Origin of the sequence: Streptomyces sp. NPDC008125 (genome assembly GCF_042957125.1) — a bacterium.
In the GTDB taxonomy this organism is placed as follows: Bacteria; Actinomycetota; Actinomycetes; order Streptomycetales; family Streptomycetaceae; genus Streptomyces.
In genome coordinates this window covers 426,741-444,924 of sequence record NZ_JBIBHR010000003.1, presented here as the reverse complement: position 1 = coordinate 444,924, position 18,184 = coordinate 426,741, and the positions used below count along the sequence as shown (strand labels likewise).

The following is an 18,184-nucleotide window of genomic DNA, read 5'->3' as shown; positions in this document are numbered from 1 at the left end:
CGTAGTGTGGGCCGCGGGACCGCCGGCGGACCGGCTGTTCCGCAGCCGCCGCCCAAGGGAGGTCCAGTTCAGTGACCAGCCAGGTCAGTAGCCAGGCCGATACGACCGACGAGGCCGTCGTCGGGGAGCAACGTGCTCCTCGTGCGGCAAATGCGGAGGCCGGCGTGAAAGAAATCCGTCGACTGGATCGGGTCATCATTCGATTCGCCGGGGATTCCGGCGACGGTATGCAGTTGACGGGCGACCGTTTCACCTCGGAGACGGCGTCGTTCGGCAATGACCTGTCGACCCTGCCGAACTTCCCGGCCGAGATCAGGGCGCCCGCCGGGACGCTGCCCGGGGTGTCGTCCTTCCAGCTGCACTTCGCGGACCACGACATCCTCACGCCCGGCGACGCGCCGAACGTGCTGGTGGCGATGAACCCGGCGGCCCTGCGGGCCAACATCGGGGACGTCCCGCGCGGGGCCGAGGTCATCGTGAACACGGACGAGTTCACCAAGCGCCCGATGGCGAAGGTCGGTTACGCCACCTCCCCGCTGGAGGACGGTTCGCTGGAGGCGTTCAACGTCCACCCGGTGCCGCTGACCACGCTGACGATCGAGGCGCTGAAGGACTTCGGCCTCTCCCGGAAGGAGGCCGAGCGGAGCAAGAACATGTTCGCGCTGGGCCTGCTGTCGTGGATGTACCACCGGCCGACGGAGGGCACGGAGACGTTCCTGCGGCAGAAGTTCGCGAAGAAGCCGCAGATCGCGGAGGCGAACGTGGCCGCGTTCCGCGCCGGGTGGAACTTCGGCGAGACGACCGAGGACTTCGCGGTCTCCTACGAGGTCGCACCGGCTTCGAAGGCGTTCCCGACCGGTACGTACCGCAACATCTCGGGCAACCTGGCCCTCAGTTACGGGCTGATCGCGGCGTCCCGGCTGGCCGGGCTGCCCCTCTACCTCGGCTCGTACCCGATCACTCCGGCCTCCGACATCCTGCACGAGCTGTCCAGGCACAAGAACTTCGGTGTGCGGACCTTCCAGGCCGAGGACGAGATCGCCGGGATCGGGGCGGCGCTGGGCGCCGCGTTCGGCGGTTCCCTCGGGGTGACGACGACCTCGGGGCCCGGGGTGGCGTTGAAGTCGGAGACCATCGGGCTGGCCGTCTCGCTCGAACTGCCGCTGCTGATCGTGGACATCCAGCGGGGCGGTCCGTCCACCGGGCTGCCCACCAAGACCGAGCAGGCGGACCTGCTCCAGGCGATGTACGGCCGCAACGGCGAGGCCCCCGTCCCGGTGGTCGCGCCGAAGACCCCGGCGGACTGCTTCGACGCCGCCCTAGAGGCCGCCCGGATCGCCCTGACCTACCGCACCCCGGTCTTCCTGCTCTCCGACGGCTACCTCGCCAACGGTTCGGAGCCCTGGCGCATCCCGGAACCGGATCAGCTCCCCGACCTCCAGGTCACCTTCGCCACCACGCCGAACCACACCCTCGCCGACGGCACCGAGGTGTTCTGGCCGTACAAACGCGATCCCGAGACGCTGGCCCGCCCGTGGGCGGTGCCGGGGACACCTGGTCTGGAGCACCGGATCGGCGGGATCGAGAAGCAGGACGGCACCGGGAACATCTCCTACGACCCGGCCAACCACGACTTCATGGTCCGCACCCGCCAGGCGAAGATCGACAACATCGAGGTCCCGGACCTGGAGGTGGACGACCCCACCGGGGCCACCACCCTCGTCCTGGGCTGGGGTTCGACCTACGGGCCCATCACCGCCGCCGTACGGAGACTCCGCGCGGCCGGCGACACGATCGCGCAGGCCCACCTGCGCCACCTGAACCCGTTCCCGCGCAACCTCGGCGAGATCCTCCGGCGGTACGAGAAGGTCGTCGTGCCCGAGATGAACCTCGGCCAGCTCGCCACCCTGATCCGTGCGAGATACCTCGTCGACGCCCACTCCTACAACCAGGTCAACGGCATGCCCTTCAAGGCCGAACAGCTCGCCACCGCGCTGAAGGAGGCCATCGATGGCTGACACCGCCCACTCCCTCCTCCAGCTCGTCCCCAAGGCCGAGACGCCGCAGACGATGAAGGACTTCAAGTCCGACCAGGAAGTCCGCTGGTGCCCGGGCTGCGGCGACTACGCGGTTCTCGCCGCCGTGCAGGGCTTCATGCCCGAACTCGGGCTCGCCAAGGAGAACATCGTCTTCGTCTCCGGCATCGGCTGCTCCTCCCGCTTCCCGTACTACATGAACACCTACGGGATGCACTCCATCCACGGCCGCGCCCCGTCCATCGCCACCGGCCTCGCCACCTCGCGGCGGGATCTGTCGGTGTGGGTCGTCACCGGCGACGGCGACGCCCTCTCCATCGGCGGCAACCACCTCATCCACGCCCTGCGCCGGAACGTCAACCTGAAGATCCTGCTGTTCAACAACCGGATCTACGGACTGACCAAGGGCCAGTACTCCCCCACCTCCGAATTCGGCAAGGTCACCAAGTCGACCCCGATGGGCTCCCTCGACGCCCCGTTCAACCCGGTGTCCCTGGCGCTCGGCGCGGAGGCGTCCTTCGTGGCCCGGACGGTGGACTCCGACCGCAAGCACCTCACCGGCGTGCTGCGTGCGGCGGCCGACCACCCCGGCACGGCGCTGGTGGAGATCTACCAGAACTGCAACATCTTCAACGACGGCGCCTTCGAAGCCCTCAAGGACAAGGAGCGCGCCCAGGAAGCGGTCATCCGCCTCGAACACGGGCAGCCGATCCTCTTCGGCGCGGACGGTTCGAAGGGCGTCGTCCGCGACCCGGCCGGCGGCGACCTCCAGGTCGTCGCGGTCACCGAGGAGAACCGCTCCCGGGTCCTGGTCCACGACGCGCACGCCGCCTCCCCGACCACGGCGTTCGCCCTCTCCCGCCTCGCCGACCCCGACACCCTCCACCACACCCCGATCGGAGTCCTGCGCAGCGTCGAACGCCCCGTCTACGACACGCTGATGTCCCAGCAGCTGGACACCGCCGTCGAGCAGCAGGGCAAGGGCGACCTGGCCGCGCTCCTGGCGGGCAAGGACACCTGGACGGTCGTCGGCTGAGCACCGGCACCACGTCCGGCGCACCGGAGCCCGGGTTCCGCCGCCCTTCGGGGCTGCGGGACCCGGGCCCAGTCGTCCCCGTGCTCAGTCGTCCCCGTGCTCAGTCGTTCCCGGGCTCAGTCGTTCCCCGACTCCGGGCCGCGGCCTTCCCCGGTCACGCCTCGCGCGCGTCGTAGGCCGCCCGGGCGGCGGCGACCGCGTCCACCTGGTGCTCGGACCAGCGGGCCAGCCGCCACACGCGCTCGGCGGCCTCGCGCCCGAGCGGGGTGAGGGAGTAATCCACGCGGGGCGGGATGACCGGCTGGGCGTCCCGGTGCACGAACCCGTCGCGCTCCAGCGTCCGCAGGGTCTGGGCCAGCATCTTCTCGCTGACGTTCTCGATGGTGCGGCGCAGTTCGCTGAAGCGGTAGGGGCGTTCCAGCAGGGCCGCGAGCACCAGCACGCCCCAGCGGCTGGTGACGTGTTCCAGCACGACCCGGGACGGGCACATCGCGCGGTTGACGTCCGCTTCGCGGGCCGCCGCCGCAACGAGCTCTCCGGGGGTCTCCGTACGTACCGTCATGACACCACCTTACTTCAAAGTGGGTACTTCCTCAGAGTAAGTACACCTCTTAGGGTGAGTGGAGTAAACAGTCGCCATGTATCCGATAACGGGCGAATCACCCGTGCGGGATCGTGCGGAACCCTGCGCCATGAAGGAGAACCACCCCATGAGCATCGTCGTCACCGGAGCCACCGGACAGCTCGGACGCCTGGTCGTCGAGCAGCTGCTCGCCACCGTCCCGGCCGACCGGATCGCCGCGGTCGTACGCGACGAGGAGAAGGCCGCCCCGCTCGCCGCCCTCGGGGTCGAGCTCCGGGTCGCCGACTACGACCGGCCCGAGACGCTCAAGGCGGCCTTCCGGGCCGGAGACCGGGTGCTACTGGTCTCCGGCAGCGAGGTCGGCAAGCGCGTGGAGCAGCACACCGCGGTGATCGAGGCGGCGAAGGAGGCGGGCGTGGCACAGCTGGCGTACACGGGTGTCCTGGGCGGGCCGGCCGCCGACTTCCTGCTGGCCGGGGAGCACAAGGTGACCGAGCAGCTGATCCTGGACTCACGGCTGCCCTACACCTTCCTGCGCAACGGCTGGTACACCGAGAACTACACCGCGAACCTCGCACCGGTGCTGGAGCACGGCGCGGTGGTCGCGAACGCGGGCGAGGGGCGCGTCGCCTCGGCGACCCGGGCCGACTTCGCCGCCGCCGCCGTCGCCGTACTGACCGGCGAGGGCCACCTGAACACGGCGTACGAGCTGAGCGGCGACACCGCCTGGTCGCTGGCGGAGTACGCCGCCGAGGTCTCCCGGGCCACCGGCAAGGAGATCGCGTACCAGCAGGTGCCCGCCGCCGTGCACCAGGAGATCCTGGTCTCCGCCGGGCTGCCCGCGGGCTTCGCCGAGATCCTGGTCGACGTGGACGAGGCGATCGGGCGCGGTCTGCTCGCCGGTACCAGCGGCGACCTGGCCCGGCTCATCGGCCGGCCCACCACCCCGCTCGCCGTGACGGTCGCGGAGGCCGTCGCCGCAGCCTGACCGCGCGCGGGCCGCGTACGAGGCGCACGCGCGCCTCGTACCACCGGAGGATGCTCGCGTCATGACCGTTGACGCGATACGGCAATGACGCGAGGCCTCTTCCGGAGCTACCTTCATGGCGTCGGCGACCGCCGGCCCACGCATGAGGGAGGCCCCGTGGAGGGGAAGGACGAGCAGCGGGCAGGGATGCTCTACGGAATGGGCGCGTACGGGATGTGGGGCCTCGTCCCCCTCTTCTGGCCCCTGCTGAAGCCGTCGGGGGCTGCGGAGATCCTGGCCCACCGGATGGTCTGGTCGCTGGCCGTGGTCGGCGCCGCCCTGTTCGTACTGAAGCGCTGGGCCTGGATCGGTGAACTCGTCCGCAGGCCGCGCAAGCTCGCCCTGATCACCGCCGCCGCGGCCGTGATCACGGTCAACTGGGGCCTGTACATCTGGGCCGTCAACAGCGGCCACGTGGTCGAGGCGTCCCTGGGCTACTTCATCAACCCGCTGGTCACCATAGCCATGGGCGTGCTGCTCCTCGGCGAACGCCTGCGGCCCGCACAGTGGATCGCGGTGGCGACCGGATGCGCCGCCGTGCTGGTACTCGCCATCGGATACGGCCGCCCGCCGTGGATCTCCCTGGTGCTGGCCTTCTCGTTCGCGACCTACGGCCTGGCGAAGAAGAAGGTCGACATGGGCGGCCTGGAGTCGCTCGCCGCGGAGACGGCGGTCCTCTTCCTGCCGGCCCTCGGCTTCCTGCTCTGGCTCGGCGCGCGCGGCGAGACCACCTTCACCTCCGGCGGGGGCGCCGGGCACGGGCTGTTGCTCGCCTCCACGGGGCTGGTGACGGCGATCCCGCTCATCGCCTTCGGGGCGGCGGCGATCCGCGTACCGCTGTCGACGCTGGGCCTGCTCCAGTACCTGGCCCCGGTCTTCCAGTTCGGGCTCGGGGTGGCGTACTTCCACGAGGAGATGCCGCCGGAGCGCTGGGCCGGGTTCGCGCTGGTGTGGCTGGCGCTGATGCTGCTGACCTGGGACGCGCTCCGTACGGCGCGCCGCGGCCGGGCGGAGGCGCTCCGGCTCGCGGCGGCGGCTGCCGTGACCGGGGCGACGGTGCCGCCCACGGGGAGTGCGGACACCATCGCCCCGGCCACCGCGCGCAGCCCCGCCGACAAATAGTTACCCGGTTGCCTTTTTGCCTCGGTTGCGTTTTTCTTGGGGTTCCGTATCCCCGCCCGAGGAGCAGCCATGACCACCGACGTACCGGTCACCGACGTACTGATCGTGGGCGCCGGTCCCACCGGCCTGACCCTGGCGTGCGACCTCGCGCGCCGGGGGGTCGGCGTCCGGATCATCGACAGGTCGACCGCGCATCCGCGCAGCTCCCGGGCGAAGGGGCCGAACCTGCGGTCGCTGGAGGTCCTGGCGAGCCTCGGGGCGGCCGAGGAGGTGCTGGCGTCCGGGTCGCTGCCGCTGACCATGCGCAAGTACCGCGACCACGTCCCGGTCTCCGACTTCGACCCGTACGCCGAGCCCACCCCGGTCCCCGCCTCCGCCTTCGACTGGCCCCGGCTGATCGCCCAGTGGCGCCTGGAGGAGATCCTCCGCGACCGGCTGGCGAAGGACGGCGTCCGGGTCGAGCTGGGCACCGAGCTGACCGGTCTCGGCCGGCGCCCCGAGGGCGGGTCGTTGGTGACGGCCGCCCTCGCCGACGGTTCGGCCGTCGCGGCGCGGTACGTGGTGGGCTGCGACGGCGCGCACAGCCCCGTGCGCAAGCTGCTCGGCATCCCCTTCACCGGTGAGACGCAGACCGACCAGGTGATGGTCTGCGGTGACGTCGAGATCGACGCGGACGCGCTCGACCGGGACATCTGGCACCAGTGGTTCGACGCCACCGGGGCCGTGATGCTCTGCCCGATCCCGGGCACCCGGGACGGCTGGTGGTTCCAGGCGGGCCCCGAGCGGGACGCGGCGGGCGCGCCGCAGCCGCCGACCGAGGAGGGCTTCCGCCGCCTGCTCGGCCGGCACACCGGACTCCCGGGCGAGGTGCTCCGGCGCGCCACGCTGCTCTCCACGTACCGCGTCAACATCCGCATGGCCGAACGCTTCCGGGACGGCCGGGTGCTGCTCGCCGGGGACGCGGCGCACGTCCACTCGATCGCGGGCGGAATGGGCATGAACACCGGCATCCAGGACGCCTTCAACCTCGGCTGGAAGCTCGCCCACGTGCTGACCGGGCTCGCGGCACCGGCCCTGCTCGACACCTACGAGGAGGAGCGGCTGCCCGTCGCCGCCTGGACCCTGGAGTTCACCTCCGAGCGGCTGGCCGAGACGATGGCCGCCATCCGCCTCCCCGGCGGTGGGCTGGACTCGGCGATCGCCGCCGGGGAGGCGAGCGGCCTCTCCACCGGCTACCGGTGGAGTTCGCTCGCCGCCGGAGCCCCGGAGACCGGCCCCCGCGCCGGGGACCGGGCGCCGGACGCGCCGTGCCGGGCGGTGGCGACCGGTGCGCCGATGCGGCTGCACCACCTCTTCGCCGAGCCGCACCCGGTGGTCCTCGGCTTCGGCCCGGAGAGCGAGCCGGTCCTCCGCGCGGCGACGGAGGCGTACGGCGACACCGTGCGTGTCCACCGGGTGTACGGCCCCGGCGAGGCGCCGGACGGCCCCGCCGGCGTGCTCGACCACGAGGGGCGGGTCCGCGCCGCGTACGAACCCGGCGCGGACGGCACCGTCCTGGTGGTCCGCCCCGACCACCACCTCGGGCTCGTCGCCCCGGCGGTGGAGGCGTCCCGGGTGCGGGAGTACCTGGCGGTGCTGTGCGGCGGGGCGGAGACGGCCGCTCCCCGCGGGTGACCTCCACAGTTCTCCCCGGGGGCGTACGCAGGTCTCCCGGAGGTGACGTGCGCAGGGCCCCCGGTTTCGGGCCGTCCGCAGGGCTCCACGGCGTCGGCGCGCGCCGTCCGCTGGGCCGAACGGGCGTCGGAGGATCGTTTCGCCAGGGGCTCCCGGTTCCCCCGCGAGCCCACACGGGCAGATCAAGGGCACTCCCCTCGTCGGCAGCTCCGCCGGACCCCCGGCCCGTCGGCACCGGTGTCGCCCCCGCGCTCGCACCGGTGCCGGGGCACCGGCGTCGGCCCACCGACGCACCTCCTCCCGTCGCGGCGCGCGAAGGGCTGCTCCGTGCCCGCCCGGGACGACGGGGCAGCCCCGGGCGCCGTACCCGTCCCGCACGCACGTTCCCCCGGGCCGCGCGGGTGCCCCGTACAGGCGTCCGACCGGCGCCGCGCACGGGAGGCAGGGGTTCCGGTTCGCTCCGGTACGCGTTTCCCCCACGGCGCGTACCGGGGCCAATCCCCCAAGATCACCCTTTGTCCGCCGCCCTGGTGGCCGACCGCGCCCCCCACCGGCCGGAAAGCTGACCGTCGCCCCAGGTCAGCGCCGTCCGACGAAAAGCCGATCTCCCTACGCTGGAACCATGCATTCGTCACCCGCGCCCGCGCACGTCCGGGTCGCGCACACCCTCGTCGCCACGGACCTGGACGGCACCCTGCTGCTGCCCGACGACTCCGTGAGCCGCCGCACGCACGCGGCCCTCCGGCGCGCGGCCTCGGCCGGCGCCCGGCACCTGATCGTCACCGGCCGGGCGGTCCCGGGGACACGCACCCTCCTCGCGGAACTGGACTACCGGGGCCCGGTCGTCTGCGGGCAGGGCACCCAGGTGTACGACGCCGAGTCCGCCCGGATGCTCCGCTCGGTCCCCCTCGACCGTGAACTGGCCGACATGGCGCTGGGCAAGATCGAGGCGGAGGCGGGCCCGGTCTTCGCCGCCGTCGACCAGGACGGCCCGGCGGGGCTGACCCTGATCGAGGCCGGTTACCGGATGCCGCACCCGACGCTCCCCGCCCAGCGGGTAGGGCGCCGCGACGACCTCTGGGCAAAGCCCGTCATCAAGGTGATGGTGCGCCACCCGGACCTGACCGACGACGAGCTCGCCGCTCTCGGCCGGGCCGCCGTGGGCGATCTGGCGACGGTCACGATGGCCGGACCCGGAACCGTCGAACTCGCCCCGTACGGCGTGCACAAGGGCACCGGGCTCGCGGTGGCGGCGGAACTCCTGGACCTGGATCCGGCGGACGCCGTCGCCTTCGGCGACATGCCCAACGACCTGCCGATGTTCGACCTGGTCGGGCACGGGGTGGCGATGGGCAACGCCCACCCGGAGCTGAAGGCCGCCGCCGACGAGGTCACGCTGGCGCACACCGAGGACGGCATAGCGGTGGTGCTGGAACGCCTCTTCGGCTGACCGGCGGCTCATTCCACCGGCCGGTGCCTCAGGCGACCGGCCGCCCGTTCGACGGACCGACGCCGACGCCTCGGGCGACCGGCTCTCCGGACGGACTCGCTCCCTGGCCTCGGGCGGGGCCCGCTTCCGCGACCGGCGCGGTGTCCGACGCGCGGCCCGGCCCGCCGCCCTGCGCCGCCACTGCTCCCGGCCCGCGCAGCACCACGGCGACCAACGCGGCGATCGCCGCGTCGTCCTGGGGCGGCTTGCGCAGGACGTGGCGGTAGTACACCGGCCCGTAGAGCAGCTCGACCATCAGCCGCGGGTCGGCGTCCGCCGTGATCTGGCCCCGTTCCTGGGCCCGGGTGAGCAGTTCGACCGCCAGGTCGACCCGCGGGTCGACGACCAGCTCGGCGAGGTCCCGGGCGAGGTCCTCGTCGTGGTGGAGCTCGGAGAGTATGCCCGCGTACGCCGGTCCGTACGGGGGTGTGCCGAGGAGTCGTACCGCCAGTCCGATGTGTCTTCGCAGATCGGCCTCGATGTCGCCGGTGTCGGCGAACGGGGCGGCGTCGGAGAGGACGTCGGTGAAGATCTCCATCAGGATGCCGCTCTTCGCCGGCCACCACCGGTAGATCGTCTTCTTGCTGACGCCGGCCCGGGCGGCGATGGCCTCCACCGTCACCCGCCCGTAGCCCCTCTCCGTGCAGAGCTCCAGCGCCGCCTCCAGGATCGCGCGTCGGGACCGTTCGCTGCGTCGCACAGAACTCGGCAATCCGCTCATTCCGTGAGCATAGGACCCCTCTCACCACTCCTTGTTGACAGGTCGTCGCCAAAAGTCGAACATGAGCGAGGCGGAAACGGAACGTACCGTGTCGGCTCCGCCGTCAGCACCGTTCGTGCCGTTCGTGCCGCGACGAGCCGATCGGGGGACGGCTCGGCCGGCCGACGGTACGGACGGCCCGGAGCCGATCGCCCCAGCCCTCTCGCGACCGGCCCCGGTGCCCCGCGTCAGTGGTCCGCGTCCGCCGCCCGCACGAGGACGTCCCGCGTCACCGCGCCGACGTAGACCTTGCCCTGATCGGTGACGAGGGCGTTCACCAGGCGCGTGCTGAAGACCGTGCCGGAACCGAACTTCCCCGTGGCCTTGTCGCCGAAGGCGTCCAGCAGCGAGGAACTCCCCTTCGCCGACGCCAGGTCCGCACCACCGGGCGCCTCGGCCCGCAGGATCGTGGTCCAGCCCTCGCCGACCGTCTTCACACCCCCGGCGGCCCCGCCCTCGGCGCCGTCCGTGCCCTCCAGCCCGGCGAGGCCGCCGGGCAGCAGGCCCGCGAGGGGTCCGCCCTCCTTGCCCGCCGCCCCCTGGCCGGCGGCGTCCCCGGCCTCGGTCACCTTGGCGCCCTTGGGCGGGGTGAACTCGAAGACCGAGGCTGCGGGCTTGCCGAAGTCCACTTGGCTGAAGCCCACGTTGACGGCGGCCTTGCCGCCGGAGCTCGGGCTCAGGGTGAACCGCAGCGGTACGCCGTTCTCCGCGTCCACCGCGATCCGGACCGAGCCGATGGTGGAGCCGGACTGCTTCGGCTCGATGAGCAGTTGGTACGCGTCGCGCCCGGCGACCCGCACCGTGCCGTCGACGGTGACCGACGTGGTGTCACCGACCGCCTTCAGCGCCTGATCGGCGAACTGCCGGGGCGTGCCCTCGGCGGCGGCCCCGCGGCGGCTCTCCTCGTGCCCGCCCCCGCCGGTCTTCGCGTGGAAGACCTCGTCGGACCCGCTCTCGTGGGCCCAGACCTCGTCGGTGTCGTGGATCAGGCTGTACTCGGAGGAGCTGCCGAGGATGGTCAGCCGCTGCTTCTCGGGGCCGTCGGCGGCCACCTTCAGGGTGTGCGTCCCCGAGGCCAGTTCGGTCAGCCGGTCCTCGGGTGCGGCGCTCCCCGATACCCCGGCGCCCTGGCCGAGAGAGCCGACGAGGCCTCCGAGCGAGGGGATGCCGAGGTCGGTGGTGATCTTCACCGTGCCGGAGAGCCGCTGGGTGTCCGAGGCGGCGATCTTCTCGACGAGTTGCTGTGCGGTGATCTTCGGCAGGTCCGGGTCGCCGCTGTCGGCGAGTGCGGGGACAAGCCCGATGGTCGCGGCGGCCACTCCCGCCACCGCGACGGGGACGAGTGTGCGGGACGCCTTGCGGCGCATGCGATCGGCGCGCGTGGTCGCGCCGGTGGGATCGCCCTGGGTCTCCGCGCTGTCGATGGGTGCCATGGTGTGCCCTACCTCCGTGGTCGGCGGCTTCCGTCTCTGCGGTCGCGTTCGTCCACTCCCCGGCGCGTTGCTCACCCGACGCTTCTCACCCGATGGGGTCAGGAGGAGTGGTTGTTCTCCATCTGACCTCATCGGGGGATGTCACGCGTCAGCCCGCGGCATCAACTCCGCGTACGGCTCGGGTATGACGTCACTCCGCCGGAGGTACGTCCGCCCCCGGGGCTTCCCCTGTAAAACGTCAGCCCGCCCGGTGCACCACGAGGTCGCACAGCTCGGCGAGCGCCGACTTGGCGTAGCAGTCGGGCAGCGGGTTGAGGGCCGCCCGGGCGTCCTCGGCGTACCGGACGGTGACGCGGCGGGCCTGCTCCAGCGCCGGGTGGACGCGCAGCCTGCGCAGCGCCTCGGCCAGGCGGGCGTCGTCGGCGAGGTCGCCGTCGAGCAGCTCCACCAGCTCCAGGTCGTCCGGCTTGCCGTCGGCGGCGGCCTGCGCGCGGAGCAGCAGTACGGGCAGGGTGGCGATGCCCTCGCGGAGGTCGGTGCCGGGGGTCTTGCCGGACTCGTGGGAGTCGGAGGCGATGTCGAGGACGTCGTCGGCGAGCTGGAAGGCGACGCCGAGCCGTTCGCCGTACTGGGTGAGGACGTCGACGGTCCGCTCGTCGGCGCCGGACATGAGGGCGCCGAAACGGCCGGAGACGGCCATCAGGGAGCCGGTCTTGCCGCTGAGGACGTCCATGTAGTGGTCGACCGGGTCGCGGCCGTCGCGCGGGCCCACCGTCTCCAGGATCTGTCCGGTGACCAGCCGTTCGAAGGCCTCGGCCTGGATGCGGACGGCCTCGGGACCGAGGTCGGAGAGGATGTGCGAGGCGCGGGCGAAGAGGAAGTCGCCGGTGAGCAGGGCGACGGAGTTGCCCCAGCGGGCGTTGGCGCTGTCCACTCCCCGGCGGACTTCGGCCTCGTCCATCACGTCGTCGTGGTACAGCGTCGCCAGGTGCGTCAGTTCGACCACGACGGCCGAGGGCACCACGCCGGGGGCGTCGGAGTCGCCGAACTGGGACGCCAGCATCACCAGCAGGGGTCGGAACCGTTTGCCTCCGGCCCGGACCAGGTGCTGCGCGGCCTCCGTGATGAAGGGGACGTCGCTCTTGGTGGCATCGAGAAGCCCGGCCTCGACAGCGGCCAGGCCGGTCTGGACATCGGCCTCAAGAGCCTGGTCCCGCACGCGCAGCCCGAACGGCCCGACGACGGTCACGAGAGGGTCTCCTGTCTGCTGACGATCACACGAATGTCGATCTGTCGGCTGTCTTCACTCATGCCAGCGTATCCGGTCCCCTTTCGATCACCGTGGGCGGCTTCCCGCCACCGCCGGTATGTTCGGGATCGGCTCATACGATCACGAGTTGCCGCTTTGTCGCACCGCACGGAGACCGCCGGTTCGCCCGGCCGCCGGACCCGCCCACCGAGGTACACCATGCGCATCCGGACCGAGTTCCCGTACGAGACCGTCCGCGAGGATCTCCGCGTCCCGCTGCCGGACGGCACCCTGCTGTACGCACGGGTCTGGCGGCCCGTCACCGAGGAGCCGGTTCCCGCGCTGCTGGAGTACCTGCCGCACCGGCTCGCCGACGGGACGGCGCCCCGCGACCGCCAGCGCCACCCCTGGTACGCGGGCCACGGCTACGCCTCGGTGCGGGTGGACGTACGGGGCCACGGGAACAGCGGGGGCCTGCCGGGCGACGCGTACGGCGACGCCGGGGTGGCCGACGGGGTGGCGGTCATCCACTGGCTGGCGCAGCGGGAGTGGTGCTCGGGCCGGGTCGGGATGTTCGGCATCTCCTGGGGCGGGGCCGCGTCGCTCCGGCTCGCCGCGGCGGCCCCGGACGCGCTGCGGGCGGTCGTCGCGGTGTGCTCCACGGACGACGGGTACGACAACGGCGGGCAGTACTGGGGCGGCTCGGTCCTCGCCTCGGACCTGCACGCCCGGGCCGCCGGGCTGCTCGCGGCGGCTGCCGAGCCGCCCGATCCCGAGCTCGTCGGGGATGGCTGGAAAGCGATGTGGCTGGAGCGGCTGGAGTCCCTCGACCCGCTCGTCCACACCTGGCTGGCCCATCAGACCCGGGACGACTACTGGCTGCGCGCCGGCGTCCGCGAGGAGTACGGCGCGATCCGGGCCGCCGTCCTCGCGGTGGGCGGCTGGCACGATCCGTACCGCGACACCGTGCTGCGGCTGGCCGAGCACCTGGACCCGGCCCGGGTGCGCGGGCTGATCGGGCCCTGGCCGCACGGGTACCCGGACCGGGGCCGGGCGCCCGGTCCGGCGATCGGCTTCCTCCAGGAGACGTTGCGCTGGTGGGACCAGCACCTGAAGGGCCAGGAGACCGGGGTGATGAGCGAGCCCCTGCTGCGGTCCTGGATCAGCGGCTCCCACCCGCCCGCCACCCGCTACGAGACGCTGCCCGGCCGCTGGGTCGGGGATGCGACGTGGCCCTCCGCGAGCGTCACCCCGGTGGCGTACGCCCTGCGGGGCGGCGCCCGGATCGTCCGTTCGCCGCAGCAGACCGGACTGGACGCGGGCCGGTTCTCGCCGTGCGGGAACGACGCCGACCTGCCGCCCGACCAGCGCGACGAGGACGCCAAGTCGGTCGCCTTCGAGTTCCCGGTGGAGGGGGCGCCGGTCGAGATCCTGGGCCGCCCCCGGGTGCGGCTGCGGCTGACCCTGGCGGTGCCGCGCGGCCAGGTCGTCGCCCGGCTCTGCGACGTGGCGCCGGACGGCTCCTCCGCCCTCGTCACCCGGGGCGCCCTGAATCTCGCCACCCGCCACGGCCGGGACCGCGCCGAGGACTGGCCGCCCGGCACGACCGAGGACGTCACCTTCGAACTGAGCGGCATCGGGCACGCCTTCGCGCCCGGCCACCGCATCCGGCTGGCCGTCTCCTCCTCGTACTGGCCGTGGGTCTGGCCGCAGGCCGACTCGGCGGGGTTCACGCTCGACGCCGACGGCAGCCTGGTGGAGCTCCCGGTCCGCCGGCCCACCGAGGACCCGGCCCCCGTCTTCGGCGAACCCGAACAGGCCGAGCCGCTCGGCGAGGCCGTACCGGCCACCCTGGACGGGGAGCGCCCGGAGCGGCGGATCGTGCGGGACCTGGCCCGGGGCGAGTGGCGGCTGGAGGCAGACCCGCACCCGGGCGGGACGCGCTTCCACCCGGACGGCCTGGAGATCACCGAGGACGCCCTCGACACCTTCACCGTCCAGCAGGACGACCCCCTGTCGGCGCGGGCCAGGTCGGACCGCACGGTCCGGCTGCACCGGCCCGAGACGGCCTGGCGGACGGAGATCACGACCCGCTCGGAGACCGGCGCGGACGCGACGCACTTCGTCACCTCCGACGAGGTGGTCTGCAGGCACGGCGACGAGATCGTCTTCCACCGCACCTGGGAGAAGCGCATTCCGCGTACGGCCGGTTGACGGGGCGTCATGCGAGGGGCCGCTTTCCGGACGGGCTCGACCGGGTACGAGGTCCGCGTGCGGACACGGTCCGTGCGCACCGACGTAACGTGTCCCGCACAGCGACTGGAAGGCAGTACCCCATGCCCGAGCAGAGCAGCCCGCTCGACACCGACGAAGGCGACCCCTTCGGCCCGCACAACCTTCCGTACGGCGTGTTCTCCCTCCCGGGGGAGGCTTCCGCCGGGAGGCGGGTCGGTGTCCGGATCGGCTCGCACGTGCTGGACGCCGGGGCGGCGGCGCACGCGCTCGGCTCCCCGTACGCCGGGCTGCTCGCGCGGCCCAGCCTGATGCCGCTGCTCGCGGCCGGACGCACCGCCTGGCGGGACGTGCGCCGCGCGCTCACCGGGTGGCTGACCGTCCCCTCGCACCGCGCCGAACTGGAGCCGCTGCTCCACCCGGTCGACGCTGTGACGCTCCATCTGCCGTACGAGGTCGCCGACTACGTCGACTTCTACGCGAGCGAGCACCACGCCACCAACGTCGGCCGGATCTTCCGCCCGGACGGTGCCGCGCTGACGCCCAACTGGAAGCATCTGCCGATCGGTTACCACGGACGGGCCGGCACGGTCGTCGTCTCGGGCACGGACGTGGTGCGCCCGTCGGGGCAGCGCAAGGCGCCCAGCGACGCGGCGCCCGTCTTCGGGCCGTCGGTGAAGCTGGACATCGAGGCCGAGGTCGGCTTCGTGGTGGGCGTGCCGTCCGCGCGGGGCACGGCGGTGCCGCTGGCCGACTTCCGCGAGCACGTCTTCGGCGTCCAGCTGCTCAACGACTGGTCGGCGCGCGACATCCAGGCCTGGGAGTACGTCCCGCTCGGCCCGTTCCTCGGCAAGTCCTTCGCCACCTCCGTCTCCGCGTGGGTGACCCCGCTGGAGGCGCTGGACGCGGCCCGTACCGCCCCGCCCGCCCGGGACGCGGAGCTGCTGCCGTACCTCGACGACGCGGACGAGGAGGAGCCGGGCGGCTTCGACCTGCGGATCTCCGTCGCGGTCAACGGCACGCTCGTCGCCGAACCGCCGTTCTCCACCATGTACTGGACGGCGGCCCAGCAGTTGGCGCAGATGACCGTGAACGGCGCCTCGCTGCGCACCGGCGACCTCTACGGCTCCGGCACGGTGAGCGGACCCGAACCGCACCAGCGCGGCTCCCTCCTGGAGCTGACCTGGAACGGCCGCGACCCGCTCGACCTGCCCGGGGGGACCCGGACCTTCCTGGAGGACGGCGATACGGTGACCATGACCGCGTGGGCGCCGGGACCGCACGGCACCCGGGTCGGGCTCGGCGAGGTGACGGGGACGATCCGGGCGGCGGGACCGAGGTAGTCCCCGGCTCCCCCTACCGGCGTCCCGCCCGCCTGGCCCGTCCGGGATCACTCGTACTCCGCGGGCTCCTCGTCGTCCCAGCCGAATTCGGCGTCGGCGAACGGGTCGCCCGTGTTCGCCGCCGTCCGCGCGGGTGCCGGGGTGGGCGCGGGCTCGGCGGCGGTACGGGCCGCGGGGGCGTCCGCCCGGGCCGCAGGCGCCGCCGGGGTGTCCGCAGCCTCCTCCGCAGGTGCTCCGAGCCCCGCCAGGACCTCCAGCACGCCCTCGCCGTAGGTCATCAGCTTCTTCTCGCCCAGACCGCTGACCCCGCCCAGCTCGGAGAGGGACGAGGGGTGGACGGTGGCGATCTCGCGCAGGGTCGCGTCGTGGAAGATGACGTACGCCGGGACGCCCTGCTCCTTCGCCGTCGCCGCGCGCCAGGCGCGCAGCGCCTCGAAGACGGGTACGGCGGAGGCGGGCAGATCGGCGGCGGCAGCGGCCGACTTGGCGCGGCGTTCGCCCTTGGCCGCCGTCCGCTCGGTGACCCGCTTGGGCTCCTTGCGCAGCAGGACCTCGCGCTCGCGGCCGAGGACCGTGGCGCTGGCGTCGGTCAGCACGACGGTGCCGTACTCCCCCTCCACGGCGAGCAGGCCCTGGGCCAGCAGTTGGCGGACCACTCCGCGCCATTCGGCCTCGGCCAGCTCCTCGCCGATGCCGAAGACGGAGAGCTGGTCGTGGTCGAACTGGATGACCTTCGCGGTCTTGCGGCCCAGCAGGATGTCGATGATCTGCCCGGCGCCGAACTTCTGGTTCCGCTCGCGCTTCAGCCGGACCACGGTGGAGAGCAGCTTCTGCGAGACGACCGTGCCGTCCCAGGTCTCCGGCGGCACCAGGCAGGTGTCGCAGTTGCCGCAGGTGGCGGCGGTGGGTTCCTGGCCGAAGTAGGTGAGGAGCTGGGCACGACGGCACTGGACCGTCTCGCAGAGCGCCAGCATCGAGTCCAGATGGGCGGAGGCGCGGCGGCGGTGCGCCTCGTCGCCGTCGCCGCCCTGGATGAGCTTGCGCTGCTGGACGACGTCCTGGAGGCCGTACGCCATCCATGCGGTGGAGGGGGCGCCGTCACGTCCGGCGCGGCCGGTCTCCTGGTAGTACCCCTCGACGGACTTGGGGAGGTCGAGGTGGGCGACGAACCGGACGTCCGGCTTGTCGATGCCCATGCCGAAGGCGATCGTCGCGACGACGACGAGCCCCTCCTCGCGCAGGAAGCGGGACTGGTGGGCGGCGCGGGTCCCGGCGTCCAGGCCGGCGTGGTACGGCACGGCCTCGATGCCGTTGCGGCAGAGGTATTCGGCGGTCTTCTCGGTGGAGTTGCGGGAGAGGCAGTAGACGATGCCCGCGTCCCCGGTGTGCTCCTCCTTGAGGAAGGTGAGCAGCTGCTTCTTCGGGTCGGACTTGGGGACGATGCGGTACTGGATGTTCGGCCGGTCGAAGCTGGCGACGAAGTGCCTGGCGTCCGGCATGCCCAGGCGGCGGGTGATCTCCTGGTGCGTGGCGTCCGTCGCGGTCGCCGTCAGGGCGATGCGCGGGACGTCCGGCCAGCGCTCGCCGAGGACGGAGAGGGTGAGGTAGTCGGGGCGGAAGTCGTGGCCCCACTGGGCGACGCAGTGGGCCTCGTCGATCGCGAAGACGGAGACCGTGCCCCGGGAGAGGAGCGAGAGCGTGGAGTCCAGGCGCAGCCGCTCCGGCGCGAGGTAGAGGATGTCCAGCTCTCCGGCGACGTACTGCGCCTCCATGGAGCGGCGCTCGTCGAAGTCCTGGGTGGAGTTGATGAAGCCGGCCCGGACGCCGAGGGCGCGCAGGGCGTCGACCTGGTCCTGCATGAGGGCGATCAGCGGGGAGACCACGACGCCCGTACCCGGGCGGACCAGGGCGGGGATCTGGTAGCAGAGGGACTTGCCGCCGCCGGTGGGCATCAGGACGACGGCGTCGCCGCCCGCGACCACGTGATCGATGATGTCGCCCTGCTCGCCGCGGAACGACTCGTATCCGAAGACCCGGTGCAGGGTCTGCCGGGCCTCGCTCTCCACGCCGCCGGTGGCCTCGGCACCGAAGCCTCCGCCGCCGGTGGCCCCGCTGCCGGTGGCCCCGGTCACGGCCTCGGTCACATCCATGGTTCCGCCCGTCCTGCTCGTCGCTCTGTTCGCCGTCGTCCGACCCGTCC

The 18,184-nt window shown here is 72.7% G+C and carries 12 protein-coding genes and 1 pseudogene; 8 read left to right on the top strand and 5 right to left on the bottom strand.

Going from position 1 to position 18,184, the window contains the following annotated elements; translation table 11 throughout:
• Positions 1 to 71 precede the first annotated feature (71 nt).
• Together ACFZAX_RS07235 and ACFZAX_RS07230 are read left to right on the top strand one after the other, a co-directional pair.
• Positions 72 to 2,018, top strand: a complete 1,947-nt coding sequence (locus tag ACFZAX_RS07235; protein WP_390959930.1) for a 2-oxoacid:acceptor oxidoreductase subunit alpha — start codon at positions 72 to 74, stop codon at positions 2,016 to 2,018.
• The gene (locus tag ACFZAX_RS07230) at positions 2,011 to 3,072 is read left to right on the top strand and encodes a thiamine pyrophosphate-dependent enzyme (protein WP_390959929.1); all 1,062 of its coding nucleotides are present in this window, start codon (positions 2,011 to 2,013) and stop codon (positions 3,070 to 3,072) included. The genes ACFZAX_RS07235 and ACFZAX_RS07230 overlap by 8 nt, the downstream gene beginning before the upstream one ends.
• 154 nt (positions 3,073 to 3,226) lie before the next feature.
• On the opposite strand, the gene ACFZAX_RS07225 is transcribed toward ACFZAX_RS07230, so the two are convergent.
• Complete coding sequence (locus ACFZAX_RS07225; protein WP_390959927.1) at positions 3,227 to 3,634, bottom strand: winged helix-turn-helix transcriptional regulator; 408 nt, start codon at positions 3,632 to 3,634, stop codon at positions 3,227 to 3,229.
• 148 nt (positions 3,635 to 3,782) lie between these two features.
• Here ACFZAX_RS07225 and ACFZAX_RS07220 point away from each other — a divergent pair, with 148 nt between their 5' ends.
• The 4 genes from ACFZAX_RS07220 (at position 3,783) to ACFZAX_RS07205 (ending at position 8,928) form a co-directional block, all read left to right on the top strand.
• Positions 3,783 to 4,643, top strand: coding sequence for an NmrA family NAD(P)-binding protein (locus ACFZAX_RS07220; protein ID WP_390959924.1), 861 nt, complete (start codon positions 3,783 to 3,785; stop codon positions 4,641 to 4,643).
• A gap of 156 nt (positions 4,644 to 4,799) precedes the next feature.
• Complete coding sequence (rarD, locus tag ACFZAX_RS07215) at positions 4,800 to 5,804, top strand: EamA family transporter RarD (RefSeq protein ID WP_390959922.1); 1,005 nt, start codon at positions 4,800 to 4,802, stop codon at positions 5,802 to 5,804.
• Between the two features lie 69 nt (positions 5,805 to 5,873).
• Positions 5,874 to 7,478, top strand: a complete 1,605-nt coding sequence (locus ACFZAX_RS07210; RefSeq protein ID WP_390959920.1) for an FAD-dependent monooxygenase — start codon at positions 5,874 to 5,876, stop codon at positions 7,476 to 7,478.
• A gap of 622 nt (positions 7,479 to 8,100) precedes the next feature.
• Positions 8,101 to 8,928 carry a Cof-type HAD-IIB family hydrolase gene (locus ACFZAX_RS07205; protein WP_390959918.1) on the top strand — a complete coding sequence of 276 codons (828 nt, stop codon included), beginning with the start codon at positions 8,101 to 8,103 and terminating at the stop codon, positions 8,926 to 8,928.
• A 181-nt stretch (positions 8,929 to 9,109) separates the two neighbouring features.
• Here the strand turns inward: ACFZAX_RS07205 and ACFZAX_RS07200 are convergent.
• The 3 genes and pseudogenes from ACFZAX_RS07200 to ACFZAX_RS07190 form a co-directional block, all read right to left on the bottom strand.
• Positions 9,110 to 9,688 (bottom strand): annotated as a pseudogene (locus ACFZAX_RS07200) (TetR/AcrR family transcriptional regulator); the annotation flags it as partial.
• A 227-nt stretch (positions 9,689 to 9,915) separates the two neighbouring features.
• Positions 9,916 to 11,160, bottom strand: a complete 1,245-nt coding sequence (locus ACFZAX_RS07195) for an outer membrane lipoprotein carrier protein LolA (protein ID WP_390959916.1) — start codon at positions 11,158 to 11,160, stop codon at positions 9,916 to 9,918.
• Between the two features lie 238 nt (positions 11,161 to 11,398).
• Positions 11,399 to 12,409, bottom strand: coding sequence for a polyprenyl synthetase family protein (locus ACFZAX_RS07190; protein WP_390959914.1), 1,011 nt, complete (start codon positions 12,407 to 12,409; stop codon positions 11,399 to 11,401).
• Positions 12,410 to 12,628: 219 nt separating this feature from the next.
• Here ACFZAX_RS07190 and ACFZAX_RS07185 point away from each other — a divergent pair, with 219 nt between their 5' ends.
• Together ACFZAX_RS07185 and fahA are read left to right on the top strand one after the other, a co-directional pair.
• Positions 12,629 to 14,623 carry a CocE/NonD family hydrolase gene (locus tag ACFZAX_RS07185; protein WP_390959912.1) on the top strand — a complete coding sequence of 665 codons (1,995 nt, stop codon included), beginning with the start codon at positions 12,629 to 12,631 and terminating at the stop codon, positions 14,621 to 14,623.
• Positions 14,624 to 14,745: 122 nt separating this feature from the next.
• Positions 14,746 to 15,984 (top strand): fumarylacetoacetase, encoded by a 1,239-nt coding sequence (fahA, locus tag ACFZAX_RS07180; RefSeq protein ID WP_390959910.1) that lies wholly within the window; start codon positions 14,746 to 14,748, stop codon positions 15,982 to 15,984.
• Between the two features lie 47 nt (positions 15,985 to 16,031).
• On the opposite strand, the gene recQ is transcribed toward fahA, so the two are convergent.
• Positions 16,032 to 18,134 (bottom strand): DNA helicase RecQ, encoded by a 2,103-nt coding sequence (recQ, locus tag ACFZAX_RS07175; protein WP_390959908.1) that lies wholly within the window; start codon positions 18,132 to 18,134, stop codon positions 16,032 to 16,034.
• Between the last annotated feature and the right edge of the window lie 50 nt (positions 18,135 to 18,184).